This is a genomic window from Novosphingobium sp. 11B (assembly GCF_054589055.1).
The window spans coordinates 76,669-99,396 of the sequence record NZ_BAAILP010000094.1 but is presented as its reverse complement, the minus strand read 5'-3'; the positions used below and the strand labels follow the sequence as shown (position 1 = coordinate 99,396).

At 61.6% G+C, this 22,728-nt stretch carries 25 protein-coding genes; 14 read left to right on the top strand and 11 right to left on the bottom strand.

Annotated elements, in window-relative coordinates; genetic code table 11:
- Positions 1-229 precede the first annotated feature (229 nt).
- From ACYPYD_RS08520 to ACYPYD_RS08510, 3 genes are all read right to left on the bottom strand, one after another.
- Positions 230-685 (bottom strand): hypothetical protein, encoded by a 456-nt coding sequence (locus ACYPYD_RS08520; protein ID WP_459662804.1) that lies wholly within the window; start codon positions 683-685, stop codon positions 230-232.
- A gap of 282 nt (positions 686-967) precedes the next feature.
- Complete coding sequence (locus ACYPYD_RS08515; protein ID WP_459662803.1) at positions 968-1,192, bottom strand: hypothetical protein; 225 nt, start codon at positions 1,190-1,192, stop codon at positions 968-970.
- 322 nt (positions 1,193-1,514) lie between these two features.
- Complete coding sequence (locus ACYPYD_RS08510) at positions 1,515-2,300, bottom strand: N-formylglutamate amidohydrolase (RefSeq protein WP_459662802.1); 786 nt, start codon at positions 2,298-2,300, stop codon at positions 1,515-1,517.
- A 14-nt stretch (positions 2,301-2,314) separates the two neighbouring features.
- On the opposite strand from ACYPYD_RS08510, the gene ACYPYD_RS08505 reads away from it, so the two are divergent.
- Both ACYPYD_RS08505 and ACYPYD_RS08500 read left to right on the top strand, forming a co-directional pair.
- Complete coding sequence (locus tag ACYPYD_RS08505; protein WP_459662801.1) at positions 2,315-3,253, top strand: transglutaminase family protein; 939 nt, start codon at positions 2,315-2,317, stop codon at positions 3,251-3,253.
- A 5-nt stretch (positions 3,254-3,258) separates the two neighbouring features.
- The gene (locus ACYPYD_RS08500) at positions 3,259-4,080 is read left to right on the top strand and encodes a transglutaminase-like domain-containing protein (RefSeq protein ID WP_459662800.1); all 822 of its coding nucleotides are present in this window, start codon (positions 3,259-3,261) and stop codon (positions 4,078-4,080) included.
- A 295-nt stretch (positions 4,081-4,375) separates the two neighbouring features.
- On the opposite strand, the gene ACYPYD_RS08495 is transcribed toward ACYPYD_RS08500, so the two are convergent.
- Positions 4,376-5,125, bottom strand: a complete 750-nt coding sequence (locus ACYPYD_RS08495) for a Crp/Fnr family transcriptional regulator (protein ID WP_459662799.1) — start codon at positions 5,123-5,125, stop codon at positions 4,376-4,378.
- A 242-nt stretch (positions 5,126-5,367) separates the two neighbouring features.
- Here ACYPYD_RS08495 and ACYPYD_RS08490 point away from each other — a divergent pair, with 242 nt between their 5' ends.
- The 8 genes from ACYPYD_RS08490 (at position 5,368) to ACYPYD_RS08455 (ending at position 13,986) form a co-directional block, all read left to right on the top strand.
- Positions 5,368-7,590: a catalase gene (locus tag ACYPYD_RS08490; protein WP_330705666.1), complete on the top strand. Its 2,223-nt coding sequence runs from the start codon at positions 5,368-5,370 to the stop codon at positions 7,588-7,590.
- A 73-nt stretch (positions 7,591-7,663) separates the two neighbouring features.
- Positions 7,664-8,800, top strand: coding sequence for a glycosyltransferase (locus ACYPYD_RS08485; RefSeq protein ID WP_330705675.1), 1,137 nt, complete (start codon positions 7,664-7,666; stop codon positions 8,798-8,800).
- Positions 8,793-9,740: a glycosyltransferase family 2 protein gene (locus ACYPYD_RS08480; protein ID WP_459662798.1), complete on the top strand. Its 948-nt coding sequence runs from the start codon at positions 8,793-8,795 to the stop codon at positions 9,738-9,740. Before ACYPYD_RS08485 ends, ACYPYD_RS08480 begins: the two co-directional genes overlap by 8 nt.
- A gap of 62 nt (positions 9,741-9,802) precedes the next feature.
- Positions 9,803-10,777, top strand: a complete 975-nt coding sequence (locus ACYPYD_RS08475; RefSeq protein ID WP_459662797.1) for a glycosyltransferase — start codon at positions 9,803-9,805, stop codon at positions 10,775-10,777.
- On the top strand, positions 10,774-11,904 hold the full coding sequence (locus tag ACYPYD_RS08470; protein ID WP_459662796.1) for an acyl-CoA dehydrogenase family protein: 1,131 nt from the start codon (positions 10,774-10,776) through the stop codon (positions 11,902-11,904). The genes ACYPYD_RS08475 and ACYPYD_RS08470 overlap by 4 nt, the downstream gene beginning before the upstream one ends.
- Positions 11,904-12,566 carry a PIG-L deacetylase family protein gene (locus ACYPYD_RS08465; RefSeq protein WP_459662795.1) on the top strand — a complete coding sequence of 221 codons (663 nt, stop codon included), beginning with the start codon at positions 11,904-11,906 and terminating at the stop codon, positions 12,564-12,566. The genes ACYPYD_RS08470 and ACYPYD_RS08465 overlap by 1 nt, the downstream gene beginning before the upstream one ends.
- On the top strand, positions 12,563-13,150 hold the full coding sequence (locus ACYPYD_RS08460; protein WP_459662794.1) for an SAM-dependent methyltransferase: 588 nt from the start codon (positions 12,563-12,565) through the stop codon (positions 13,148-13,150). The genes ACYPYD_RS08465 and ACYPYD_RS08460 overlap by 4 nt, the downstream gene beginning before the upstream one ends.
- The gene (locus ACYPYD_RS08455) at positions 13,147-13,986 is read left to right on the top strand and encodes a glycosyltransferase family 2 protein (RefSeq protein WP_459662793.1); all 840 of its coding nucleotides are present in this window, start codon (positions 13,147-13,149) and stop codon (positions 13,984-13,986) included. The genes ACYPYD_RS08460 and ACYPYD_RS08455 overlap by 4 nt, the downstream gene beginning before the upstream one ends.
- 55 nt (positions 13,987-14,041) lie before the next feature.
- Here ACYPYD_RS08455 and ACYPYD_RS08450 read toward each other — a convergent pair whose 3' ends face one another.
- Together ACYPYD_RS08450 and ACYPYD_RS08445 are read right to left on the bottom strand one after the other, a co-directional pair.
- Positions 14,042-14,494 carry a PA2169 family four-helix-bundle protein gene (locus ACYPYD_RS08450; RefSeq protein WP_330705673.1) on the bottom strand — a complete coding sequence of 151 codons (453 nt, stop codon included), beginning with the start codon at positions 14,492-14,494 and terminating at the stop codon, positions 14,042-14,044.
- Positions 14,495-14,496: 2 nt separating this feature from the next.
- Positions 14,497-14,913, bottom strand: a complete 417-nt coding sequence (locus tag ACYPYD_RS08445; RefSeq protein ID WP_459662809.1) for a hypothetical protein — start codon at positions 14,911-14,913, stop codon at positions 14,497-14,499.
- Here ACYPYD_RS08445 and ACYPYD_RS08440 point away from each other — a divergent pair.
- The gene (locus ACYPYD_RS08440; protein WP_459662807.1) at positions 14,800-15,063 is read left to right on the top strand and encodes a DksA/TraR family C4-type zinc finger protein; all 264 of its coding nucleotides are present in this window, start codon (positions 14,800-14,802) and stop codon (positions 15,061-15,063) included. The two genes, ACYPYD_RS08445 and ACYPYD_RS08440, sit on opposite strands and share 114 nt — an antisense overlap.
- A 94-nt stretch (positions 15,064-15,157) precedes the next feature.
- Here ACYPYD_RS08440 and ACYPYD_RS08435 read toward each other — a convergent pair whose 3' ends face one another.
- From ACYPYD_RS08435 to ACYPYD_RS08425, 3 genes are all read right to left on the bottom strand, one after another.
- Positions 15,158-15,397, bottom strand: coding sequence for a hypothetical protein (locus tag ACYPYD_RS08435; protein ID WP_459662792.1), 240 nt, complete (start codon positions 15,395-15,397; stop codon positions 15,158-15,160).
- A gap of 145 nt (positions 15,398-15,542) precedes the next feature.
- Entirely contained in the window at positions 15,543-16,706 is a 1,164-nt protein-coding gene (locus ACYPYD_RS08430; protein ID WP_459662791.1) for an extracellular catalytic domain type 1 short-chain-length polyhydroxyalkanoate depolymerase, read from the bottom strand.
- Between the two features lie 121 nt (positions 16,707-16,827).
- Positions 16,828-17,553 (bottom strand): helix-turn-helix transcriptional regulator, encoded by a 726-nt coding sequence (locus ACYPYD_RS08425; protein ID WP_459662790.1) that lies wholly within the window; start codon positions 17,551-17,553, stop codon positions 16,828-16,830.
- Positions 17,554-17,676: 123 nt separating this feature from the next.
- On the opposite strand from ACYPYD_RS08425, the gene ACYPYD_RS08420 reads away from it, so the two are divergent.
- Positions 17,677-18,288 carry a glutathione S-transferase family protein gene (locus ACYPYD_RS08420; protein ID WP_459662789.1) on the top strand — a complete coding sequence of 204 codons (612 nt, stop codon included), beginning with the start codon at positions 17,677-17,679 and terminating at the stop codon, positions 18,286-18,288.
- Positions 18,289-18,809: 521 nt separating this feature from the next.
- On the top strand, positions 18,810-19,751 hold the full coding sequence (locus ACYPYD_RS08415) for an alpha/beta hydrolase (RefSeq protein ID WP_459662788.1): 942 nt from the start codon (positions 18,810-18,812) through the stop codon (positions 19,749-19,751).
- Positions 19,752-19,929: 178 nt separating this feature from the next.
- Here the strand turns inward: ACYPYD_RS08415 and ACYPYD_RS08410 are convergent, their stop codons facing one another.
- Both ACYPYD_RS08410 and ACYPYD_RS08405 read right to left on the bottom strand, forming a co-directional pair.
- The gene (locus ACYPYD_RS08410; protein ID WP_459662787.1) at positions 19,930-21,261 is read right to left on the bottom strand and encodes an SRPBCC family protein; all 1,332 of its coding nucleotides are present in this window, start codon (positions 21,259-21,261) and stop codon (positions 19,930-19,932) included.
- A 3-nt stretch (positions 21,262-21,264) separates the two neighbouring features.
- On the bottom strand, positions 21,265-22,242 hold the full coding sequence (locus ACYPYD_RS08405; RefSeq protein ID WP_459662786.1) for an acyl-CoA desaturase: 978 nt from the start codon (positions 22,240-22,242) through the stop codon (positions 21,265-21,267).
- Between the two features lie 83 nt (positions 22,243-22,325).
- Here ACYPYD_RS08405 and ACYPYD_RS08400 point away from each other — a divergent pair, with 83 nt between their 5' ends.
- Positions 22,326-22,655 (top strand): metalloregulator ArsR/SmtB family transcription factor, encoded by a 330-nt coding sequence (locus ACYPYD_RS08400; RefSeq protein ID WP_459662785.1) that lies wholly within the window; start codon positions 22,326-22,328, stop codon positions 22,653-22,655.
- Positions 22,656-22,728 lie beyond the last annotated feature (73 nt).

Here is a 22,728-nt window from a genome sequence, read left to right as displayed (position 1 = left end):
GGCTGCTGTCCCATGCTTTCACGGCCATTGACCAGTACTCCTCGCTTTCCGTGAGCTGGAGTTCGCGGCTACCCTTCGAATTTGTCAAATCTGCACGGAATTTGAGTCAGACCCAGTTTTGCACGCCGCTCCACACTTTGGGCTGCAGCGGATGGGATTTGCGGCAACGCTGCTCACGTTTTGCATCACCTCTGTCGGCGTAGGTGTCGGTTATCTCCGCTTGCCCAGTCTAAGCGTGAGTACTGCCAAAGCCAGCGCGAATGCGATGGGCGTCTTCGCTCTCCTCGATCGCGCGCTGCCCGGTCAATACGTCCACCATGCAGTTGAAAAATTCCAGAGCTTCGTAAGGCGTCGTCAGTGGCAGTTTCACTTTGGCGCCGATCAGGGCGTTCGCCGCATCTTCCTCGCTGGCATCGCGAAGTTGTATGAGCAGGACATCCTTGTGCGCGTTACAGGCATCGAGCTCGTTGCCAAGCAGGTCGGCAATCAATCTCATGAAGTCCTGCCGCTCTGGAGCTTCCGGATTTTCACGCAGGAAGGCCTCGATCGAGACTCTCGTGGAGGTGCCCCCTGACGAACGGTTCGCTTCGTGAATCACAGTTGTCTTTTCGGGACCGGCTGCACGAGCCAGATACCACTGATCGCCATTGGAACTCAGGGAAAATCGTAATATTGGATGGGTCATGGCGAGCTCAACTCCGTACAAAGGGAGAGCACTTGTCGAGGGCCAGAAAGGCGGCTCACCATCACCACGGGCCTCGTGCGCGATAAAAGGGGTATCGCCGGACAATACCGACTATCAGCTTGTCTGAAAAAACCTGCCGCATTTCTTCGGCTCCCTCCAGTCTTATACAGACAAGATGAGTACCGCCGCATGGGAGAGGCTCGATTGCACTGATTGATACCCGGTGCTCGGCGCATTGCCGCTCCACATCTGCCTGGGGAAGATCAATGTTGAGCAGACGGCTCACGACACAACCTCAAGACTGCGATCAGGGAACCAGACAGGGTTTTGCGAACTGCTCACCCAGCCGTTAGCTGCGGCTGCTCCAATCCCCAACTGATGTTCGCTGATTTTATTCGCCGTTACCCCGGCGGCGGCAAGGTGCCGCGTCCTCGCAAGGCGAGTCGCCGAGCCACTGGCGCGCATAAGCGATAACTGATGTTCGAAATATTGGCGATTGAGATCCATGATATCGCTCCCTGTCATAAGCGGGAGCACTATGGTCTCTCAGTCCCTGGCGCTTATTTTGTCATGCGAGAGATTTCTAAGATATAAGAAATGATAGTGATATTTCAATGTATGAATCATCAATCGAGGCATGAGGTCGCCAATTTTATCCTATTTTCATTGAATTTTCTGGAAAAATCATTGTATTTATATGATGTGTCATGCCGACGATGCGATCAATGGGGATTTGCGCATAGATAACTTCGCACGTATCGCATGCGCCCAGTCGTTGAATTGCTTCGCTCCAGCCACTCAGGTGGCCTGGTTGGGTATCATGCTCGTGTCAGAATCCGTCCAACTGCGTTGAGGCTCGACGGGCCGCCTGGCTCAAACGGACTGCCCAGGAATGCCGACCATCAGGATCGCCGATGAGATCCTGGCGAACTTCGATCTCAGCATATCCGATGCCGCGTCCAAATGCATGAAATGGCACCGTATAATCGGTCTCGTCCATGCAATAGGGAACATTATCTCCAACGATGATGTCGTCATTCTCGGTGAGCGCGTCTCGCAGTGCGTGGGCAAACGCGGTGTTTCCAAGCCAGTGTAGTATTCCTACGTCCCAGTGTCGGTCGATCCCGTCGATTCTCGGCGTAAAACTGTGTAGCGACAGCAGGATGGTCGGTCGGTCTGCCGCTGCTCGGGCATCGATGAGCGCCGCGATAGCGCTGTGGTAGGGGGTATGTATCGCCTCAATCCGCGCGGTTCGCGCCGCATCTGGCAGGTTTTCGTTGCGCGAAATGCAGGTTCCGTCTGAAACGATGGGAACTGCGTCATCGCGGGCGGGTGCGCGATTGCAGTCAATGACGAGCCGTGAATAGACCTGATGCACGAAAGGCGCGTCGAGCAGACGGGCAAGGGCTTTTCCCATCTCCCGGACGCCGATATCGATTGCGATGTGACGATCCATCTCCCTGGGCGCCACCCCGAGATTTCCCAGTGTGCGGGGTACTGCCGCGCCTGCATGATCGCCGATCAGCAGGAACGGCGAGTTGCCTGCGGCGTTGAACACTTCGAACGGCACGGGATCGTCCGGCCCCAGCAAGCTGTCCGCCGGGCGTCCGGCCATCAGGAACTTTTTCCATGCCGCTGCTGACGATCCGTCATGTGACCACGTATCGCTACCAGCAGCCGGTTTCGCTCGGTGAACATCGTATCATGATGCGGCCGCGCGAGGCTTTTGACCAGCGTTTGCTCTCCGCCCGTCTCACGATCGACCCGGATCCGGCAGAACTGCGCTGGGTACACGATGTGTTCGGCAATTCGGTTGCGATCGCATCGTTCGAGCGGAGGGCTGCCATGCTCACTGTTATAAGTGAAGCGACGCTGGAACACGCCCCGATCTCGCAGAAGCATGTTGATGTGGAGGCTTATGCCAGGCTGTTTCCCTTCACCTACTCGGCCGAGGACATGCCCGATCTGCTCCGCTCCATCGAGCGGCAGCACCTCGACCCCGAGCGCATTGTCGACAATTGGGTGCGAGCCTTCGTCAGCAATGACGGCAATACCACGACCATCGGCCTGTTGACCGAGATGGCGACCAGCATCAAGCGCGACTTCACTTACGTGCCGCGGCACGAGAAGGGGACTCAATCTCCGATCGATACCCTCAAGAAACGCATGGGTACTTGCCGCGACTTCGCGGTGCTGATGATCGAGGCGGTGCGCGCGCTTGGTTTCGCGGCCCGCTTCGTTTCGGGGTACGTGTACAATCCCTCGCGCACGGAGGGCGTGGTCGGTGGCGGCAATACCCATGCCTGGGTGCGGATATTCCTCCCCGGCTCGGGATGGGTGGAGTTCGATCCCACCAACGGCATCATCGGCAATCGCGGCCTGATCCGCGTTGCCGTGGCCCGCGATCCCTACCAGGTTCTGCCATTGTCCGGCACGTGGTTCGGACTTCCGGCGAGCTTTCTGGGCATGGACGTCACCGTCGACGTGCGCCGTGCTGACCCCGATCAGTTTCCCTCAAGCGGCCATGGCGCCGTCAACAGCCGCCTTGCCGGCGCCTCAGGAAAGTAACCCTCATGCTGATCCGCTGCGGATATGACATAAGCTTCGAGACCGAGACGAAAACTGCGATGATGGCGATGCTGAGCCTGCATCCCTCTCGCCATCAGGACCTGCGTTCACCGCAGCGCCTGCTGGCCGAACCCGATATCCCGCTCTATCATTTCGAGGATGGTTTCGGGAATATCGCAACCCGCCTGACCGTACCCCCGGGGGGCGTAACCCTGTCATGCGACTTCATCATCGAGGACAATGGAGAGCCTGACATGCGCCCTGGCAATGCGCCGCAAATGACAGTGGAAGATTTGCCCGACTTTGTCATGCCGTTCCTCCTTGCCAGCCGTTACTGCGAAACCGACCGGCTGATGGACGTGGCCTGGAGCAATTTCGGGCACTATCTCTCCGCCCGCGACCGTGTGGATGCCATCGTCGATTTCGTCCATGACCACATCGAGTTCGGCTACCACCACGCCCGGCCGGACAAGACCGCCTGGAACGGCTACCAGGAACGGCAGGGTGTGTGCCGCGATTTCGCTCACCTTGCGATTACCTTGTGCCGGTGCATGAACATTCCGGCGCGATACTGTACGGGTTATCTGGGCGACATCGGGGTGCCGCCGGTCGACGCGCCGATGGACTTCAGCGCCTGGTTCGATGTCTACATCGACGGCAGCTGGTACACGCACGATGCGCGCCACAACAAGCCGCGCATCGGCCGCGTTCTGATGGCGCGTGGGCGGGACGCTACCGACGTTGCTCTGACTACCGCATTCGGGCAGGCGGAACTGAAACGGTTCGACGTTTATGCTGCGGAGGTCGAATCCACTGAGCGAACCTGACGTCAATCAACTGTGACGGCTTGTCTGGCGCACCGCCATTCAAGGCCGCGTGAACGGCGGGGAGAGCGGTCACACGGAATTGTGAGTCATACGCAGCAGGAACCGTCTCGTTCAGCGAGTTGTCGATCAGCGGCAAGTGATGCATCTATCAGGTTCCTGCCAGTTTGAGCAGCCGCCTTTGCGGTCATCGTGACTGCTATCCCGTCGGGTCCGTCCAGCATCACAAGGCCGTCCTCTGCACTGGCTATTCCAGCATCGGAATGCGGTTGCGGCGGGTTAGGAAATGATGGTGCGGTCATGACACAGCTTTCGTAATTGCAGAGGGAAGTTCCTGCGTATCGTCGATGTACAGATAGGCCGGATCGAACTGCCCTCGCGCGGCCAGCCGCTCGGGATCGGGTATCTCGACAAGTGAAGAGCGAAAGACACACAGACCGTCCTCGCGCATCTGGCGCAGAACCCGGTTGACGTGAATATTGGTGAGCCCGCAAATCTCGGCAAGATCGGTCTGGGTCAGGCCCAGTGCGAACCGATGTCCATCACTGAGCCCGGCCGATAGCAGGCGAGCGTTCGTTTCGCACAGGAAGTGTGCCACTCGCCCCATCGCGTCGAGCCTGCCGAGGCGGAACAGCCAGGCCCGGTGGATCGCAGCGTCGATCAGAGTTGAGAACCATAACTTGCGGCCGAGTTGCGGGCGCTCGGCGATAACCGCATCCAGTTCCGAATGCGGCACGATCGCAATGGTGGCGGCTGTCATCGTGGCCACGTCGTGATCGAGAACCTTGAGCGGATAGGCATGCAGGTCGACGAAGTCGCCCGGCACGTGGATGGCGACCAATTGCCTCAATCCCTGTCGATCATCGATATAGCGCGATAGAATACCTTCGATCAGAAGGGTGCTGTGATCCAACTCGTGGCCTGCCCGGACCACGATCTTGCGCGGCTCGATCGTCTGAACTTCCGTGATCGAGGCTTCCAGCCTTACGCGCTCGTCGGGAAACAGGCTGACGCCCCGTTTGTATCGCAGGAAGCGGTCGGTGAACACGGGAGGGTCCTTCAAGTGGCGCCGGAAGGTGCTTCGATCCCGGCATAACCCATCGCGCGACAGCGCGTTGCACCAATCGTCGGCCGAAACGTGCTGACACAGGTTAATATCCGTGGCCCCAGCGCAACTGAAGGGCCGCCGCTTCCGTTACGATCACACTAGCTTTCTTCGATGTCGCCTTAGCGTGCCGCCTTCAGGCTGGCCCGGCGGCGCCGCATGACTTTTCACCTGAAGGAACTCCCATGGCCAAAACGCCAACCACGCGCCCTGCACGATCCTCCGACAAGCATACCCCGCATGACATTGCTGGCGCGGACGTTGGCGGCGAGTCTTCTCACAAGACGTCGCCTATCCCCGCCGACGCGGATATATCCTTCTCTTATGCCGATACGCAGGCGGATAGCGGCGAGACCCACCAGTCGGCCGGCGGAGACGTCGCGACGCTTACGACGCAGCAGGGCATTCCGGTCGCCGACGGCCAGAACAGCCTGAAGCAGGGCGAGCGCGGCCCGGCGCTGCTGGAAGATTTCCATTTCCGCGAAAAGATGTTCCACTTCGATCACGAGCGCATACCCGAACGCGTGGTGCATGCCCGCGGGTACGGTGCGCACGGGTTCTTCGAACTGACCGACAGCCTTTCCGACGTCAGCCGCGCCGACATCTTCCAGCGGGTGGGTGAGCGCACGCCTGCCTTCGTGCGGTTCTCGACCGTGGCAGGATCGAAGGGATCGGCCGATCTCGCCCGCGACGTGCGCGGCTTTGCGGTCAAGCTCTACACCCAGGAAGGCAACTGGGACATCGTTGGTAACAACATCCCGGTGTTCTTCATCCAGGATGCTATCAAGTTCCCCGACCTGATCCATGCCGCCAAGCCTGAGCCGGACCGCGATTTCCCGCAGGCACAGACCGCGCATGACAATTTCTGGGATTTCGTCAGCCTGACGCCGGAGAGCTTCCACATGATCATGTGGACGATGTCCGACCGCGCCATTCCGCGCTCGCTGCGCACGATGGAAGGTTTCGGCGTCCATACTTTCCGACTGGTCGATGCGAACGGCAAGTCCACGTTCGTCAAGTTCCACTGGAAACCGAAGCAGGGGCTGCAGTCGGTGGTCTGGAACGAGGCGGTTAAGATCAACGGGGCCGACCCTGACTTCCATCGCCGCGACTTGTGGGATGCGATCAATTCGGGCGATTTCCCCGAATGGGAAATGGGCGTCCAGCTGTTCGACGATGCCTTTGCCGACAGCTTTGACTTCGACGTGCTAGATGCGACCAAGCTCATCCCTGAGGAGCTCGTGCCGGTCCGGGTGGTGGGGCGCCTGGTGCTCGACCGCGTTGTCGACAACTTTTTCGCGGAAACGGAGCAGGTCGCCTTCTGTACGCAAAACGTGCCGCCCGGCATCGACTTCTCCAACGATCCGCTGCTGCAGGGACGCAACTTCTCGTACCTCGACACGCAGCTGAAGCGTCTCGGCGGGCCGAACTTCACCCATATCCCGATCAATGCACCCAAGTGCCCGATGGCGCATTTCCAGCAGGACGGCCACATGGCGATGCGCAACCCAAAAGGGCGCGCGAACTACGAGCCGAACAGTTGGGGACCGACCGAGGGTGGCCCGCGCGAAGACCCGGTACGCGGCTTCACCAGCTTCGCCGAGGAGGCCGACGGGGCCAAGCAGCGCGTTCGCTCCGAGACCTTCGCGGATCACTACAGCCAGGCTCGCCAGTTCTTCGCCAGCCAGGAACCCATCGAACAGAAGCATATCGGCGATGCTCTGGTCTTCGAGCTGTCGAAGGTGGAAAGAGCGGACATCCGTTCGCGGGTCGTCTCGCACCTTCTGAACATTGACGAGGGGCTAGCCGCCACGGTGGCCGATGGACTGGGGTTGCCACTTCCCGACGCCGCGAAAGCCGCAAGGACGCCCATCGCCGATCTCGCGCCTTCCGAGAAGCTCAGCATTGTCCGTAACGGTCCTGACAGCTTCAAGGGGCGCAAGCTGGGTATCCTGCTCAGCGACGGTGCCGACGCCGCGGTCTTCACGGCGCTGCTGGCGGCAGTGGAGACGGAAGGCGCTGTCTACGAAGTGATTGCTCCCAAGATCGCCGGCGTCACGCTGTCCGATGGAACGACGGTGGCGGCAAAGCACAAGGTAGACGGCGGGCCATCGGTCCTGTTCGATGCGATTGCGATCGTGGTGTCGGAGGAAGGCGGAAGGCTGCTATCTCTCGATGCAGCCGCGAAGGACTTCGTCACCGATGCCTTTGCGCATTGCAAGTTCATCGCCCTGACAGACGAGGCTGAGGAAATCTTCGAACGGGCCGGAATCATCGACGACCTCGACGAAGCATGTCTCCCGCTCGACAGTGCCGAGGATGCGCAGGCATTCCTGACCGCCTGTCATGCCCTGCGCCACTGGCCCCGCGAATTGGAGGTCGATCTGGATGCACGGTCCGCGGTCTAACCTGCCTGGCATGCTCACACCCTACGCCCCGGCCGGCGTGCTGCCGTCCCGGGGCCAGCCTTTCGAGCCCCGATTGCGCATCGGCATTATCGCTCATCTGCGGCACCCGATAGCGGAACCCTTCGCCGGCGGGCTGGAAATGCATACCCACCTGCTGGCAAGGGCTCTTCGTGACCGCGGCCATGCGGTTACGGTATTCGCGTCATCGCATTCGGAAGAACGTCTGGGACTCGAGGCGATCTGCTCGGAAACCGCGCTGGCAGCGGTGGGCACAACCGAAGCGACCGATGTGACGTTCTTCAAGGAACACCACGCCTACCTCAGCCTGATGAATGCGCTGCGGCATCGGGACTTCGACGTCATCCATAACAATTCGCTGCATTACCTGCCGGTAACGCTTGCGGATTCCTTGCCGATGCCGGTGGTGACGACGCTACATACTCCACCATTCTGCTGGATGGAAAGCGGCGTGCGGCTGTGCTCGGCGCGTAACCACGCCTTCGCCGCCGTTTCCCGGTCCGTCGCGGCGCTGTGGAGCCACGTGACCAACGTTGACGAGGTAATCCTGAACGGCATCGATCTGGAGAACTTCGCCTTCCGTCCCAAGGCGGACGATGCGGGTTATCTCGTCTGGTACGGGCGCATCGTGCCTGAAAAGGGCCTGCATTTCGCCATCGACGCGGCTCGGCTGATCGGCCTGCCCTTGCGCATTGCCGGGCCGATACTCGATCCGGACTATTTCCGGACATGCATCGCGCCAAAGCTTGGTCCCGATGCCATTCACGTCGGCCACCTGGCCCATGTCGAACTGGCCCAGCTGGTCGGCGGCGCACGGGCCTTCCTGTGTACGCCGATGTGGGATGAACCTTATGGGCTGGTGGTCGCGGAAGCCTTGGCCTGCGGTGTGCCCGTTGCCGCTTTCGCGCGCGGCGCGATCCCTGAGATCCTCGACCGGAGATGCGGTGTGCTGGCGGCGCCGGATGACGTGGCCGCGCTTGCCGCTGCGGGCTTGGCGGCGGTAGCGCTTGATCGCAGTGATTGTCGCCGCAGAGCCGAGCGCATCTGCGACGCGCGGCGGATGGTGGACGAGTATGAAAAACTCTATCGCCGCCGCATTGCCCTGCTGCCTGCGGATGTTCCTTCATTCTCCTCCGCTGGCGTTCTGGAATTGGCCGCCGGCACCCCGGGAAATGCCATTGCTCATGTCTGACGCAGGTATTCACGGGCAGAGCCTGGACCTGTGCGTATGCATCCCGGCGCGGAACGAAGCGGACAGGTTGCCCATAGTGCTTGACGCACTTGCCGAGCAGAACTGGTCCAAGCCGATCCTGGTGATCGTCGTCATCAACAATTCGACCGACGACAGCCTCGCCGTCGTGAAGCAGGCAAGCACCCGTCATCTCGGACGGCTGGTGCTTCACGCCGCATCCGTCATCTTTCCGCCCGATCTCGCCCATGCCGGTTCCGCTCGCCGATTGGCGATGGATAACGGTCTCGCGCTGCTGCCAAACCGTCAAAATGGTGTGCTCATCAGCACTGATGCGGACACCCGCCCTCCACCCGACTGGCTGTCGAACATTGCCCATGCCCTGTCGCGCGGAGTGGACATGGTGGGCGGGCGGATAGAAATCGAACCTGCCGAGCCGCTTCCGCCTAGCGTCCTGGCATTGCGCCGGGCGTGGGACCGTTACTGGCACGAGGTACGGGCGATCGAGGATGAACTGGACCCGCTGCCCTGGGATCCTGCCCCGCGTCACGGTGACCATACGGGCGCGTCGCTGGCGATCAGGGCGGGGCTATACGTCCGGTGCGGCGGCGTGCCTCCGCTTCCGTCCGGCGAGGACTGCGCGCTGGTGACGGCTGCGCTGGCGCAGGAAGGGCGGATTTCGCACCCTGCGGACGTCTTTACCTTTGTCTCACCCCGCCGGGACGGACGGGCACAGCAGGGTATGGCGCAAGCCATGCAAACCCTGTTCGCATGCGCAGCGCGCGAAGCGGCGCCGTATGTGCCCGGCTTTCACCACTGGCGTGAAAGGGCGGTATGGCGCCGCCAGCTTCGAGCACGTCCCGAAGGTGACGCGCTGGTGGCGCAGGCCGAACAGCATCTCCCCGCGATGCCCCATGACATGGTTCTGGAGATGGCCCTGTGACGGTGCGCCCGATCGGATACTATGTTCATCATCATGGAGGAGGACACCGGACCCGCGCCAGCGTGATTGCCGCCGCATGCGCCCGGCCAGTGGTGCTGCTGGGGACGGACGTGGCGAGCGCAGGCGTAGAGCTTGCCGACGATCGCTGCCTTTCGCTGCGCTTCGACGGCCGCGATGATGCACCCGGCCGTCCAGGAGCGCTTCATTACGCTCCGCTGGACCACGTCGGCGTCCGCGATCGTGTGGCCGGCATTGCCGGCTGGATAGCGCGTGAGCGCCCCGCGTTGATGGTCGTGGACGTATCGGTGGAGGTCGCGATGCTCGCCCGGCTGGCATCGGTGCCAACGGTATATGTCCGGCTCAACGGAGAGCGCGGCGATCCCCCGCACCTCGAAGCATTTCTCAGTGCGTCCGCGCTGCTGGCGCCATTCCATCCGGCGCTGGAACCTGATTCGACGCCGGACTGGGTTCGCACGAAGACACGCTATTTTCCCGGCATTACCGCTACTCCTTCCACGGACAAGCGTATCGATAACCGGATACTGGTAGTCTTCGGGCTCGGTGGGCCAATAGGCGACGGCGACGTATTGGCCGCTGCGGCGAGAGCCTGCCCGCAATGGGAGTGGCGGATTATAGGCCCGGCCAGCGCTGCGCGGAATGCTCCCGGCAACATCACGTTTCTGGGATGGGTGGATGCACCCGTGCATGAGATCGCGCGCGCCTCGATGGTCGTCGGCGCTGCCGGTGATGGGCTTGTCGGCATGGTGCTGGCTGCCGATCGTCCGTTTTTGTGTATTCCCGAAGGCCGGCCCTTCGGCGAGCAGAACGCCACGGCGGCGGGGCTTCATGCCGCAGCTGCGGCGGTTGTTCATGATACTTGGCCGGAGGCGGAGAAATGGCCTGAGCTCATCGATCGGACGATGGCGCTGGGATCGGATGGAGGGCATGCGCTGCATGATCCGCGCGGGGTGCAGAATGCGGCCTCGTGGCTTGCGGAGCTGGCCGACGGTCTGGTGGCGCAGGAGCCTCTTGCATGACGCCTTCCGCCAGCCCCGGCTCCGATCAGGACGGTCCGGTAGCGGTCGCCGGCGCAATCGCCGCTCGACTTGCGGACCTGGGCGCGCGCTATGATGCCGCGCCGGTCTTTCCGATCGACAGCATGCGCTGCCTTGCCGCCGCCGGTCTGCACCGCGCTTTCGCGCCCGTCTCCAGTGGCGGACAGACGTTTTGCGATGAAGTAGGCCGATACCGCGTCCTGATGGACGTCCTTCGCATCGTCGGCCGCGCCGATCTCAGCGTCGGAAGACTTTACGAAGGCCACGTGAACGCCCTCATGCTTTTCGAGTGGTACGGGTCGTCGGAGCAGAATGCTCGGCTTAAGTACGAACTGGATCGAGGAGCGTTCTACGGCGTGTGGGCGACCGAACCGTCGCCGGGGACCGTCCTCTCAGTCGCGGCGGATGGGCCGAGCACTCTTGATGGAGGCAAGTGCTTCGCCAGCGGCGCAGGTGGGCTGGCCTTCGCACTCGTGACCGCGCAACCGGCGAAAGGTGCACGCCGTCTCGTTGTCGTGCCTGCCAATGATGGCCACCGTGCCGACGTTTCGGAATGGCGGGTACGGGGGATGAGGGCGACCAACAGCGGCCTTTATGATCTTACCGGAATTGTCGTCGAAGACATCGATCTTCTCGGGATGCCGGGCGACTACGATCGCGATCCCCGTTTCACGACCGGGGCGTGGCGTTTCACCGCGGTCCAACTCGGCGGCATCGAGGCGCTTCTCGCGGAGACACGCCTGGCAATGTCGGAGGCGGCCCGTGGCGATCCCTTGAACCGGGCCAAGTTCGCCGATTGCGTCGTGGCAACCCGTACCGCGTATCTTTGGGTCCGCGAATGCGCCTTGCGTGCGGCGCGCGATGACCCGGACGGACCCGCATTCGCCCGCTTGACGCGCGGCGTGGTCGAGCGCGCCGCGCTCGACGTGATGGAACTGTCGTCCCGCATCGTCGGCACCCGCAGCGCCATGAATGGCGAGCGCATCGACAAGATCATCCGCGACCTTGCGCTTTACCTGCGTCAGGCCGGTCCTGATTACGCGCGCGATCAGGCCGCTCTGGCGTGGCTCGACCACGATGCGTGGGGCGAGGGGGATCGCTTGTGGTAATGCGCTCGCTCACTGAACGGCCGTGGCGACATGTCCGCTGGCTGGTTCTCGCCCCTCATCCGGATGACGAGACATTGGGAGCAGGAGCGCTCATCCATCAGGCTGCCTGCTTTGGCCGACTTGGGGCTCTCGTGTACCTTACTGACGGCTCAGGCTCTCATGAGAATGTCAGAGGATTGACGGCCGTGCGCCGCCGGGAAGCGGCGTTGGCCTTGTTCCGGCTGACGGGTCGCCGCCTGCCACGACCCATCCATTTAGACTGGAAAGACGCCCATCCAGGAATTCCGGCGAGTTCGGAATTTGTCCGCTCCGTCGCCGTCTTGGATAGCTTGTGCCGCCGGCTTCATGTCGGTGCGATTGCAGTGACCGCGTCCCACGAACCTCATTGTGATCATTCCGCCGCCGCGCGCCTCGCACATGCGATCCAGGCGAACGCCAGGGGGCGTCTGCGGTTGGTCGAGTACTGCGTCTGGTCGGCGCCGCCGTCCGAGCGCAGCCATATCCGGTTGAAGACTTCCCCCATGTCTGCCGGCAGGCGGCGGCAGGCGCTGAGTGCGCATCGCAGCCAGCTTACCACATCCTGTGGCCCGGGCTTCCGTCTGCCGGCAGATCGCCAGCGCATGCCAGCCAGCGACACTCTGTTCCTGCGGAGATCACGATGATGCGTCCACTGAAGAGCCTTGCCCCGATGTATTTCGAGGAGATGTTCGAGCACACCGAAGATCCCTGGGATCTGGAATCGAGCGACTACGAGCGCGCCAAATATGCCGATACCGTCCGTGCTCTCGGAGGGCGGATTTACATGAACGCATTCGAGATAGGGTGTGCCAAAGGCATTCTGACGCAACAGCTCGCGCCTTCCTGCCGCGACCTTCTTGCGGTTGACGTCAGCACCATCGCCTTGCGCGCGGCGCGCGCGCGGTGCGTGCCGCTCGAGCACGTCTCGTTCGCCAATATGGCGGTTCCCCGACTGATGCCGGCCCGCTCGTTCGATCTCGTGATCCTGTCCGAAGTTGCTTATTACTGGGCAGATGAAGATTTGAAGCGTGTGTCCGCATGGCTGGGCTCGCACGTTCGCTCCGGAGGCGACATCTTGCTGGTCCATTGGACCGGGGCGACCGACTATCCTCAGAGCGGGGACGACGCTGTAGAAAAGCTGCGGACCATGCTTGGTGATGGAGTGGTGGTGCTCACTGACGAGCGCATGCCGCTGTATCGGCTAAACCTGTGGCGACGCCGGTCATGACACTCAGCGTCTTGACGATCGTCAAGGATAGGCCGGCGCATCTGGCTGAGCTGGTGGTGGGGCTGCGGCGAAGCGGCATCGCACCGAAGGAACTGATCGTCGTCGACATGGGAAGCACGGCGCCGGTCGATGTCGCGGATTTACCATTACCAGTGCAGGTCCTGCGGCGTGAAGGGAGCGGGCTGCCGCTGGCAGCCGCACGAAATGCTGCGGCTCAAGCCGCAAGCGGTGATGGGCTGCTGTTCCTGGATGTTGATTGCATTCCAATGCGGGGGCTTGTGGAAGCGATGGCCAAGAGCATTGAGGAGCTCGATGCTCTCATCTGCGGGCATGTTCGCTATCTTGGCCCCGGCGATACCCGATCGCCGTGGCAGGAGGCCGATCTGCTGCGGCGATCATCAGACCATCCTGCGCGCTGCTTCCCCGAGAGTGGATTGCGTAACGTGTCTGACGCGGGACTGTTCTGGTCGCTGGTGTTCGGGATTCGGCGAGATACTTTCATGGCCCTTGAAGGGTTTGACGAAGCATTCGCCGGTTACGGAGCGGAGGATACCGATTTCGGGTTCCGCGCACGCGAGGCGGATCTACCGCTGGTCTTCATGGGTGGTCCGGGTGCTTTCCATCAATTTCACGATACGTTCGATCCACCGCTGCAGCATTTTCAAGACATCATCCGCAATGCGCGGATATTCCGGGCGAGATGGAGGCAGTGGCCCATGTGCGGTTGGCTTGCCGATTTCGAACAGATGGGACTGATTGCGGTGACGGCTGGCTCGATCCACGTGTTCAGGGATCCGACTGTTGCCGAGATCGCTCAGGCGCGCATGGCTGTCTGAAAACGCCCACGAAAAGGTGTAGGCCGACGGGACTTGCTCGTCGGCCCACCTTCATTCAACGCTGCATCGCGTGCTTGATGTCGCGCATCTCGTCATGCCCCGCCTTGACCGAAGCATAGCAGGCCTCGATCAACTGGCGAACTTCGGGCGACAGTTGACGGTCGCCGAGGGCATCCTCGAACTTGGCCTTGATGTGGTCTTCGCCAGCCTCGACCTCGTTGACGATCGCCTTGTCGTCGTGCCCGGTCATCGAGGCCTTGAGGTTGAGGAACATGCGATGCGCACCTGCCAGCATCGTACCGTCGTCTTCCGCCCGGCCGCCCAGGCGGACAACCTCCTGCTGCAGCCGAGACGCGACTTCGCGCCGCTCGCTCGCGCGGCTCGTGAAGATAGAACCAAACCGCCCGCTGTCGCTGTCCTTGGCTGCTTCAGTGTATCCCTCGACGCTGTCGATGGTGGTCGCGATCAGCGTGTTGAGCGTCGAAATATCGTGAGAGGTCTCGTTCATGGTCATTCCTGTCGAAAAGTCGGAACGACTATCGTCCGGACATTGAGGTAACTCCGGGAGAAGAGAAGCGAAGCGACGGAACCGCCGAAATTAACTTTGATCAATACGATTTTAGAACTGTGCGTGCCGCCAATCCACACCGGATAAGCGCGGCAGCGTTGCAGAAAAACCTGACGGCGGTTGTTGCCGAAGAGGCCACCGCTTGCCATCGCCATGACCCGGTAGCTGGAGCGCAATGACGAGCCAGCATTGAACCACACGCTTTGGGTTCCCACGTCAGGCCAAGAAAATGAATGGAAACGGTTATGGCCGGTGGATGGTCGCGCGATGGCGCCGTGCAAGATCAGATTGATGACACCGTAAGTGACGCGGTCCTCAGCGCCCGCGCGCGAATGCCCGCTGGTGAGGGGCTGGAGCATTGCGAAGACTGTGGGGAAAGCATCCCAGCTCGTCGGCGCGAGGCCCTGCCGGGCGCACGGACCTGCGTAGCCTGCCAAGGGCTACGCGATAAGACTGTCGTCCATTCCCGCATCAACCGACGAGGCAGTAAAGATAGCCAATTGCGGTGACGGTACCGCCGACCGGACCGACGTTTGCGGTTCCGCAGTTTGTCCTCGATGCCTGCAGTTGATCCGTCAAGTCCGCGTGAAAAGCCCTGGTTGATTAGCCGCCTACAGCGGCTAAGCGGTCGGTATGACGGCATCCGATCTTGAACACCTGCTTGTAGCTCGCCTTATCCGGGAAAGGGGGGGTACCTCGCAGACATGGCGGCATGCGCTTGGAAAGGTCATCGTGCGAGATACGAAGACCCATCCCCATTGCAATTGGGAGTTCAGGCCCAGCGGCACAGATGCGCAGCGCGCTGCGATCGAACATCTGCTCGACGACATGCGACTTGAACATTCGATCGTGACAGCCGACTGATCCCATAGCTTGAAGTCGCCGACATTACGGATTTTGGGGCCCTTGCTCTGATTCCGTGGATGGGTTGATCGCGTTGGACCTGATCAATCGCTTCGGGGGAACGCGTTTATCAGGTCACCGACCATCATCGCATCAATCCTGCGCTCCGCAGTGCGTCTTCGATGATTTTGCGCACGCCGCCGGCGCGATGGGTATCTCGGCCATGGGTGAAGGTGCCACGTGCAAAAATCGGCGGCATTGCATTGCTGATCGCGTCATAAGCCACTGCCTGCTCGCGCGGGGCGGGCGCAGGCTTCGTTACAATCCTGGCAGCCCCTTTGCCATTCGCTTGAACCAGTCCCCAGAAGCGGCAGATGTGCAGCGTCGAGGAAATGTTCGCCTCCAGCATGTAGGCACCGCTCATTCCGAAACCATCTTCGCTCAGGGTGTCGAGCGGGACTCCGTGGCCCATGCCCTGGATGGTGTATTCCTCGATCACTTCGCGACCGGATGCATCGGTCCAGGCGCGGCGCCCATGGCCGCCGATAACCTCGACATGGTCGGGCGCCGCGCGCGTGCGGTGCAACGGCCGCCACTGGTCGATGATGGCCTGCGCATTGCCGTAGCTCACGGTCGCATCGGCGGTTCCATGCCAGATCGAGAGGGTGGGCCACGTTCCTTTGTAGTCCGAAGCCGCACGAACCAGCGCCGACAGCTGCGAAGTGCTCGGCATACCGTGCCCGCGCATTCGGTCGAACGCCTGCGGGACTGTACTGGCGCATCCGTAGGGCAAACCAGCGATGATCGCGCCGCCTGCGAAGATCTCCGGATAGGCCGCAAGCATGACCGACGTCATCGCACCGCCTGCCGACAGGCCAGTCACGAAAACGCGAGCGGGGTCCAACTCGTGCCGAGCAGTAACGGCGGCGACCATCTGCCGTATCGAGAGCGCCTCGCCCGCATCGCGCCGGTTGTCTCCCGGCGAGAACCAGTTGAAGCATAGATTGGGGTTGTTCTGGCGCTGCTGCTCCGGGAAAAGCAGGGCAAACCCGTGCTGGTCCGCCATATCCGACCATCCCGCGCCGATGTCGTAGCTTCCTGCATTCTGGGTACAGCCATGCAGGACGACGATGAGCGCCGAGTTCGGTGCCAGCGTTTGGGGGATGTAGACGTGTCCGTTCAATGCGCCGGGATTCGAGCCGAAATCCGACAATGGCGTCAGGCGGCTGCTCACTGCGGAAAAACCATTTGCGGTTCCAGCCAAGCGCAGAGCTGCGAGCCTGTTGATCGTGTCGGAAATCTTCCGCATGCCAATTCCTTCGGGTCAGGGCCGCTGTTCCGGTGCAACTGCGCCCATTTATGTTGCGCTGCACAATAGGTGGGTTGCAGTCTGACGGGTGCAAGGTGCGCTCAGGTAGAATTGACTTGGGTTAATACGTTCTGGCGGAGCGTTCTGCAGCGCTTGCGGCTCGACTTTTGCCCTCGAGATTTCGCCTCTTCTCCATATCCCGTTTCCAACGCTGGCGGAGCGTTCCCGGCCGACTGTCGTAGAGTTCATCGACAAATCTGGCCGCCACTATTCGATCAGCGCGAAAGTGACGGAAATCCTGACGCAGTTCGCACCAAGCTGCGAGCATGCGGGTGTCGTCAAGAAAGCCCAGGATGATTGGCCAGATCATGCGCACGGTGTTGACGCCGTGCTGGTCGAGGTAGTCGATCTCGATCTTGCGGCCGTCTCTGATCCATAAGCGGGTTTGCGCCAGATCGATGCGGTCCGATGCCGGGGCTGTAATGGGCCGTGTTCCGATCGCGGGATGGGCGATGATCGGGCGGAGCCGTTCGGGCACGACGCTGGTGATTTTGGCGATCAGATCGCGCGCTGCGTTCGCCAGCGCGGGATCGCCGCGCCCGGCGACCCACTGTGCGCCCAGCACTGCGGCCTCGATTTCGTCCGGCGTCAGCATAAGCGGTGGCATGTCGAAGGCGTCGTCCAGAATGTAGCCGAAACCGGCCTCACCTCGCACCGGCACGCGCTGCGCGATCAGATCCGCGATGTCGCGGTAGACCGTGCGCTGTGAAACTTCCAGTTCTTGGGCGATCTCGCCCGACGTTACCGGCCGGGTAGAGCGGCGCAATATCTGAATGATCTGGAACAATCTGTCTGCTCTGCGCACGGGGTCGGTCTCCTGCTGACAGAATGCTGGCAGCAGGGCTGCCGTACAAGTGGAAATGCCTCAACGCGCTGGTCGTCGGGGCGAATGCTCGTTGAGGAGATATCTATGATTACTCTATTCCACGCTCCGCAATCGCGGTCTTCCCGGATCATCTGGCTGCTGGAGGAATTGGGGACCGCCTACGAGATCCGGCCGGTCACAATCTTCCGGCCCATGACCGGTGAAGGGCAGCCCGATCCAGCGAACCCACATCCCGACAAGCGCGTGCCCGCGATCCTTCATGACGGCGCGCTGATCACGGAATCCGTGGCGATAGCGCTCTACCTAGCCGACGCGTTTGTGCAGGCGGCACTCGCGCCGGCAATCGGTGATCTGCGCCGCGGCGAGTATCTTGGCTGGATCGCTTGGTATGCGACAGAGTTCGAGCAGGCGCTGTTCGCGGGCCTTTCAGGCACTCTCCAAGGAGCGCCGGAGCCGCAGCGCAATCGTGACGCCGTGCTAGCGCGGTTGCGCACCGTACTGACGCAAGGGCCCTATGTGATGGGCGCCGATTTCACTGTGGCTGACGTGCTCATCGGCAGCGCGCTTGCCTTCGGTCGTCACGCCTTTCCGGCCGACGATACGCTTGATGCCTATGTCGAGCGTTGCCGAAACCGCCCGGCGGCCATGCGGGGCGCGAAACTGGACGACCAATCCGGGCTGCAGACTGCAGCCTGATTGGCTTGGAGAAGAGTCGAGGCCATCCGGATCCCCCAGCGTGGCGGGGGCCGGAATTCGGTTACGGCTCTTACAGATCGCGCTTCGCGCTCATCACCTAGAAGATGACGATCACTCGCGAGGTGGGCTAAACCCAAGCGAATGAGGACGATCCGGAGTTAGCATCCGGGCATCCTCCGGTCCATTACGGCCACTTTTCGGAATACAGAGGGGGAAGTAGAACGACTGCATCTGGGAACGAAAAATCGGCGGCTGAGCGTCTTTAAAGGGTCGTTCTTCATATGGCGACCCCCGAATAGTTACTGTGTAACGAAGCGGGAAATCTACAATGCAGCTCTGCCGCGTCGTAGCTTGGTGATGCCTGGCGAAGTTTGACGACGCAGTGTTGGCACAGCCGACCGGCGAGCATCTGTGCAAGGCCCGAAGGTATAGGAAATTACTATGGAATTGCAAAAAAAGCGTATTTGACCTTTTACGTTTCTAGATGTCATTCACCTCCCAAACAACAGGGGAGATCGTGGATGGCAACTGGCAAATCCGCATATTTTGTTATGGCAACCGTATGCGTAACAGCAGCAGGGAGTGCTGCTGCGCAGCCCGCCGACTATCCTGCCCCCGCTCCGGCAAGCGCGCCGGTCGAGACAGGCGCCATCCCGCTCTATGGCGCCAAGACGCCCGGATCTGCCGCCAACGAGAACTGGGCCCGATACTTCGGTAAGGATTATGCGGTCCGCAATGTCACTCGGCCCACCTTGACCCCTGTTCTTCCCGATCCCGCCAAAGCGACCGGCGCCGCTGTGATCGTGGCGCCCGGCGGCGCTTTCATGGCGCTTTCCATGTCGCACGAGGGCTGGGATGTAGCTCAGGCCCTTGCAGACCGCGGTATTGCCGCGTTCGTTCTTAAATATCGCCTCCTGCCAACCCCCAAGGACGAAGCCGAAGCCGGCAAATATGTTTGGGCCAAGATGATGGAGGGCATTCCCGATCCGACCAAGCAACCGGTGTTGACCAATCCGCAGGCGACTGAAGATGGCCTTGCCGCGCTGAAGATGGTGCGCGAACATGCCGCCAAATGGGGCGTCGACCCCGCCCGCGTCGGCATGATCGGTTTTTCGGCTGGCGCCATGACCTCGCTCCAGATCGTCCTTGCCGCGAAGTCGGGCGAACGACCTGCTTTCTTCGGGTACATCTATGGCCCGCAGGCAAAGATCGACGTTCCGAGAGACGCATCGCCGATGTTCGATGCAATCGCTCTCGACGATCCCCTGTTTCCCTCCATGGGCTTTCCGATTGCGCAGGCCTGGCTCGCAGCCAAGCGGCCGGTAGAAATTCATGGCTACCAGCAGGGGAGCCATGGTTTCGGGCTCGGAAAGCCAAACACCACGACCACGCTCGTGCTAGACGAATTCATCGCGTGGCTTTCTATGCAGGGATTCCTGACCAGAAAGACAGCCCCTGACTAGTGCGAAGCGCCCGAAACCGGAGGTCTCTTCACGGCCATCCTCTCGGTAGGACGATGGGTAAGCGGCCGGTCCGTTGTTGGGGGGCGAAACTGGAGCGCTGAGCGACCGACAAGGGTCGCGGGCCGCCGATACCATCGATCACGTCTCGAACCGGCCTACCCCGGCAACGGCTTTTCGTTCATTCGATAATTGGCCGCTCGGCCTCTACTTTGGCGCTCTTGAGCACCCGCCGAACGTTCAAATGGAAGGCGATACGGGCGATCGGCTCCCAATAGGCGATCGGGTCGATACGCAGCACGGTCTGCGCCTCCAGCGTAAGTCTCGTGCCGCCGTTGCGGAGGGGCAAGAGGACGTACTTGGTGTCTCCGGTGACGACATACCCCGTCAGGTGCGGGGTATGCAGATGGCGATAGGGGCTCATCTCTTCCATGGCCGGAGGCTGTGAAAGGACGGTAAAGGCCAGCACGCGGCCCGTCTTCCATTCGGTCACACGTTCCACGGCAGTCCCTGTCGAAAACACGCCAAGGCGCGTGGCGCCTACGCCTTCGCCCATAAGACTGCTGCGGACAGGGTAGGCCAGCCCCGCAACTCCGGGCAGGCCCGGCGACATGCCGATGGGCGCTTCGCTGGTGATCGCATGCCACACCGCGTCCGGCGATGCCGCGATATCTATGCTCTCGATCGTTTCGATGGGCACCGCGGGCGGCATGCTTGCTTCAAGCGCGAACAGGGCTGGAAGTATCGCGACGGACATCACGGGCCTGCTGCCGTCATGTCCGAGCAAAGCGATCGCCCGGCCAACAGCGCCGCCTAGCGCTGCCGCAGCCAAGCCGAGCGGTGCGACCAGGACGATGCACATGAACCCTTCCAAGGCGAACATGAGCAAGGCAAGCCCGCCCAGGGCACCAGCCGCTAGGACGTGCGCCATGGTCCGCGCTCCGGTCTGCGGGACCCGGCGGTTCACGATATAGCCGGTCGTCATTCCGACCACGAAGGGCGTCGCAACAAAGAGGCCCCACCCGTAGGCCCCAAGCGTCAGTGCCGAGATCAGGACGGCGACGACGATGATCGCTACGCCCGCCAGAACGCCTTGCAGGACCAGCGCCCGATCAACCTCATCGCCTTGTTGCTTCTCCGAAGTTTCGGACAGCCGTGGCATCGCGCAGAGGATTGTGACGACGATGATCTGAAACACGGGAAAGATGGCGAACAGGCTCAGCCTGTACCCGCGCCCGGACCAGTTCGCGCGGCGAACCGAAAGGGCCGCCAATGCCCAGGCGATCACGAATGCCAGCGCGAATACCGTCGCGGCCTGCGTGGCGGTGACACCTGGCATCTGTGCCAGACGACGCAGCGGAAGAAGCCAGAACCAAGCATCAGCATTCAGCGCCGCGCCTTGCCAGCGATAGCAGAGCGCGACCATCAGGTTTTGCAAGAGCAGCAGGATCGGCGCCGCCAGCACATAGGCCAGCGGTGCGATACGCCCGTCGAAGGAGAGCAGCTTGCGCATGGCTCAGGCCGTCGCAGCTTGCGAAAGCCGTCTTTCGGGCCGGCCTTGTGATACCGCCGGCCGCAGTTCCTTGCGCTCGGCCATAATTTCGGGCGTGACGACGTCCCAGACGAGGCCCATCCTCACCAACCCTTCGATCACCCGATAGCCCCAATCGCTTTGCCCGGGGTAAAGGCCGATCCGCGCAGAGCCCGGGAAGGCATGGTGATTATTGTGCCAGGCCTCGCCCATGGTTGGTATTGCCGCCCAGGGCACATCGTGGGCCTGCACGCCCGCGGTTTCCACGAGCCATGACTGCGGCCCTCGCCGGTGGGCGACGTGCCCTACGAACCAGTGGCCGGAGACGCAAACGCTGACCCGAACGCACACACCCCATATCACCCACGGCATGCCTCCGGCGAGATACAGCGCCATGCCCACCGGAAGCTGCTGAACCATCCAGGTCTGCTCAAGGAAACGGTAGACGCGGTCCTTCCCGGCCCGCCCGAGGTCGAACGCCGGAGGGGCCACCAGTTCCAGACGGCAATGGAGCTGCCACCACGCGTCGATCAGCATTGGGCGCCGATGCGCGAGGTAATCGTGGCAATCGTACTGCCGCTGCGCCCAGTCCCTCAGGTCATGCGTGCGGATCATCCAGAACGGCCCGCTCATGCCGACCAGCGTGCCGATCCACACCAGCACTCTCTCCAGCCAGAGCGGGCAGGCAAAGCTGCGATGGATCAAAAGACGATGGAAGCCGATGCTGTGCCCCAGCAGAAGCGATGCCCCCGTCAGCACAAGGAATACGGCCAAGGCCGACCAACTGATAAAAATCGGGGCCAGGACGAGCGATATGATCAGCATGCCCCCGTTCCAGATCGAATGGACCGGATCCCATCGCACCGTCCCTTCGACCGGGCTGCAGCCGGCGATTTCGGTCAGGCTATTCACCGTCGTTTCGGAAGAAGCGGATGGGGCTTGGCTGGGGGACACATCGGGCATTGCAATCTCCGAGGTAATTAACTCATTGCTTAATTAATCGAGAGGCCTTGTCAAGTGATTAGCTCATTCCTTAAATACGCCTCATGCAGAAAGTGTTCGAAGCTCTGGCCTCCACCCCGCGCCGCAAGATTCTGGCGTACCTGAGCCATGCCGAGCTCAGCGCCGGCGATATCGCTTCGCGCTTCGAAATGTCCAAGCCTGCGGTATCCCAGCACCTCGCCGTGCTGGAAAATGCCGGACTGGTCAGCAGCGAGAAGCGGGGGCAGTTCGTGTTCTACCGGCTGGTGCCAGACAATCTGCTCAACACGCTCAACACTTACGCGCAGGAAGTATGCCCCGTTTCGCGCCCGCTAAAGGCCGAGAGCGCTAAGATCGCCGCAAAAAAAGCGAACGAAGTTGACGACGTAGAATAGCGGACTGTCTGCACCTAAGGATTTAAGATCGGCACCCGAGCGACCGACAAGGGTCGTTTCAACGGGAATGTTA

Excerpts from the sequence above, each read along its gene's own strand:
- ACYPYD_RS08470 (WP_459662796.1), top strand. The coding sequence starts at position 10,774 with ATGACGCCTTCCGCCAGCCCCGGCTCCGATCAGGACGGTCCGGTAGCG.
- ACYPYD_RS08455 (WP_459662793.1), top strand. The coding sequence starts at position 13,147 with ATGACACTCAGCGTCTTGACGATCGTCAAGGATAGGCCGGCGCATCTG.
- ACYPYD_RS08430 (WP_459662791.1), bottom strand. The coding sequence starts at position 16,706 with ATGCGGAAGATTTCCGACACGATCAACAGGCTCGCAGCTCTGCGCTTG.
- ACYPYD_RS08510 (WP_459662802.1), bottom strand. The coding sequence starts at position 2,300 with ATGGCCGGACGCCCGGCGGACAGCTTGCTGGGGCCGGACGATCCCGTG.
- ACYPYD_RS08400 (WP_459662785.1), top strand. The coding sequence starts at position 22,326 with ATGCAGAAAGTGTTCGAAGCTCTGGCCTCCACCCCGCGCCGCAAGATT.
- ACYPYD_RS08450 (WP_330705673.1), bottom strand. The coding sequence starts at position 14,494 with ATGAACGAGACCTCTCACGATATTTCGACGCTCAACACGCTGATCGCG.
- ACYPYD_RS08520 (WP_459662804.1), bottom strand. The coding sequence starts at position 685 with ATGACCCATCCAATATTACGATTTTCCCTGAGTTCCAATGGCGATCAG.
- ACYPYD_RS08445 (WP_459662809.1), bottom strand. The coding sequence starts at position 14,913 with ATGCTCCAGCCCCTCACCAGCGGGCATTCGCGCGCGGGCGCTGAGGAC.
- ACYPYD_RS08460 (WP_459662794.1), top strand. The coding sequence starts at position 12,563 with ATGATGCGTCCACTGAAGAGCCTTGCCCCGATGTATTTCGAGGAGATG.
- ACYPYD_RS08515 (WP_459662803.1), bottom strand. The coding sequence starts at position 1,192 with ATGGATCTCAATCGCCAATATTTCGAACATCAGTTATCGCTTATGCGC.
- ACYPYD_RS08410 (WP_459662787.1), bottom strand. The coding sequence starts at position 21,261 with ATGCGCAAGCTGCTCTCCTTCGACGGGCGTATCGCACCGCTGGCCTAT.
- ACYPYD_RS08435 (WP_459662792.1), bottom strand. The coding sequence starts at position 15,397 with ATGTTCAAGTCGCATGTCGTCGAGCAGATGTTCGATCGCAGCGCGCTG.
- ACYPYD_RS08505 (WP_459662801.1), top strand. The coding sequence starts at position 2,315 with ATGCCGCTGCTGACGATCCGTCATGTGACCACGTATCGCTACCAGCAG.
- ACYPYD_RS08440 (WP_459662807.1), top strand. The coding sequence starts at position 14,800 with ATGGCCGGTGGATGGTCGCGCGATGGCGCCGTGCAAGATCAGATTGAT.
- ACYPYD_RS08500 (WP_459662800.1), top strand. The coding sequence starts at position 3,259 with ATGCTGATCCGCTGCGGATATGACATAAGCTTCGAGACCGAGACGAAA.
- ACYPYD_RS08490 (WP_330705666.1), top strand. The coding sequence starts at position 5,368 with ATGGCCAAAACGCCAACCACGCGCCCTGCACGATCCTCCGACAAGCAT.
- ACYPYD_RS08420 (WP_459662789.1), top strand. The coding sequence starts at position 17,677 with ATGATTACTCTATTCCACGCTCCGCAATCGCGGTCTTCCCGGATCATC.
- ACYPYD_RS08415 (WP_459662788.1), top strand. The coding sequence starts at position 18,810 with ATGGCAACTGGCAAATCCGCATATTTTGTTATGGCAACCGTATGCGTA.
- ACYPYD_RS08405 (WP_459662786.1), bottom strand. The coding sequence starts at position 22,242 with ATGCCCGATGTGTCCCCCAGCCAAGCCCCATCCGCTTCTTCCGAAACG.
- ACYPYD_RS08480 (WP_459662798.1), top strand. The coding sequence starts at position 8,793 with ATGTCTGACGCAGGTATTCACGGGCAGAGCCTGGACCTGTGCGTATGC.
- ACYPYD_RS08465 (WP_459662795.1), top strand. The coding sequence starts at position 11,904 with ATGCGCTCGCTCACTGAACGGCCGTGGCGACATGTCCGCTGGCTGGTT.